This is a genomic window from Bradyrhizobium sp. Mp27 (assembly GCF_029953005.1).
Taxonomy (GTDB): Bacteria; Pseudomonadota; Alphaproteobacteria; order Rhizobiales; family Xanthobacteraceae; genus Bradyrhizobium; species Bradyrhizobium barranii.
This window is the reverse complement of record NZ_JASAUS010000444.1, coordinates 1-1900: the sequence shown is the minus strand read 5'-3', so window position 1 is coordinate 1900 and position 1900 is coordinate 1. Positions and strand designations below refer to the sequence as shown.

Annotated in this window: 1 pseudogene; it reads left to right on the top strand. The window is 55.2% G+C overall.

The features are described 5' to 3' along the window. Window positions 1-108: 108 nt before the first annotated feature. Window positions 109-1653 (top strand): annotated as a pseudogene (locus QJT78_RS50780) (prolyl oligopeptidase family serine peptidase); the annotation flags it as partial. Window positions 1654-1900 lie beyond the last annotated feature (247 nt).

The window sequence follows — 1900 nt, the reverse complement described above, 5'->3', positions numbered from 1 at the left end:
TAAACGTCCTGCCTGACCGGCTACTGCTGTTCAGCGGCGCTGACGGCGATCATCAGGTGGGGGAGTTTCAAGTGACCATACCCGGGGGATTTTGACCGACCCACGGGGACGATGACGTATCCGAAGCCGGGTGATGCCTTGCCGCTGCTCCAGCCGGTGCTGTTTGACATCATCATGCAGAGCAAGATTGAAATCGACAATGCTTCCTTTCCAAATCCCTACCACCTTTCGCCGATCAAGTGGTGGAAGGATGGTCGCGGGTTCACCTTCGAGTATAATCAGCGCGGGCACCAACTCTATCGACTTGTCGAGGTGGAAGCTGCTGCGGGTAAGGTGCGCTCTCTGATTGATGAGCGCAGCATTACCTTCATCGATTACCAGCCTCTGGTGATGGACCAGCAGAAAACTGGAAAGTTCTTCCGCTACGACGTTGAGGACGGAAAGGAGATCATCTGGGCGTCCGAGCGCGATGGATACGAGCATCTGTACCTCTTAGATGGCCGAACCGGCGAGCTCAAAAACCAGATCACTAGAGGAGATTGGGTGGTTCGCGCGGTCTACTACGTCGATCCGGTCAAGCGCCAGATTTGGTTTGGTGCGAGCGGGAGGGACAAAGGGGAAGATCCCTATTTTGTCCATGCTTACCGTGTCGACTTCGATGGGAACGGACTGACCGCGCTCACTCCTGAACCGGCCAACCATCACATTGAGTTTTCGCCTAACGGCCGCTACTATGTCGACCTGTGGTCACGCATCGATGTCCCGCCGCGCTTGGTGCTGTATCGCGCCAGTGATAATGCCGAGCTGATGCAGGTTGAGAGCGCCGATATCTCGGAACTCATCGCCTCCGGCTGGCAGCCGCCCCTCAGCTTCCATGCCAAGGGCCGGGACGGCGAGACCGATATATGGGGGGTTATTCACAAGCCCCTCAACTTCGATCGAAACAAGAGATACCCGGTGGTGGAAAACATCTATGCCGGCCCTACGGGTTCTTTCGTTCCGAAGTCGTTCTCGGCCTTGGTTGAGCCGCTCACCCAAATGGGGTTTATCGTCGTTCAGATCGATGGAATGGGTACGAACAATCGCTCGCGCGCGTTCCACGACATTGCCTGAAAGAATTTAAAGGACGCCGGCTTTCCCGATCGGATTCTATGGCATAAGGCGGCGAGCGCGAAGTATTCATGGTACGATATTTCGAACGTCGGCATTTTTGGCGGGTCCGCCGGCGGGCAGAACGCGGTGAGCGCGCTGCTCTTCCATTCTGATTTTTACAAGGTGGCGGTGGCTAACAGCGGCTGTTACGACAACCGGATGGACAAGATATGGTGGAATGAACAGTGGATGGGTTGGCCGGTTGGTATCGAATATTCGCTGTCCTCCGCCATCGACAACGCCCACAGACTACAGGGTAAGTTGATGCTCGTTGTCGGCGAAATGGACCGCAATGTCGATCCGTCCTCTACCTTCCAGATGGCTGATCGGCTCATCAAGGCAGGAAAATACTTCGACATGCTTGTGGTACCCAGTGCAGATCACGGAGCGCCCGGCAATTATAGCGAGCTCAAGCTTCTGGACTTCTTCGTTCGCAATATTCTTGGGCAGATACCACCTAACTGGAACGCCCTACCGATTGAGCTGCTGAAACCCAATTAAGGGCCATGATTGCGCGAAGAGCTATCATCATTTAGGTCCAACGCCGTGGCGACTCGAACGAGCGCCCTCCGATTTCGCTTGTCTCTCAGCATTAGTAAGCAAAAGCACAGTCATCTATGACTCTTTGGGAGTTTTGAGAGCTGGCCCCGGTTGTTTGGACAGCGCCCCGCTGGATTTAAGTGGATTCCTGCCGGGTTATGCTGAACGCGGGGCTTTACGATTTTGTCGTTGCGTCGGGAGGGCGTAG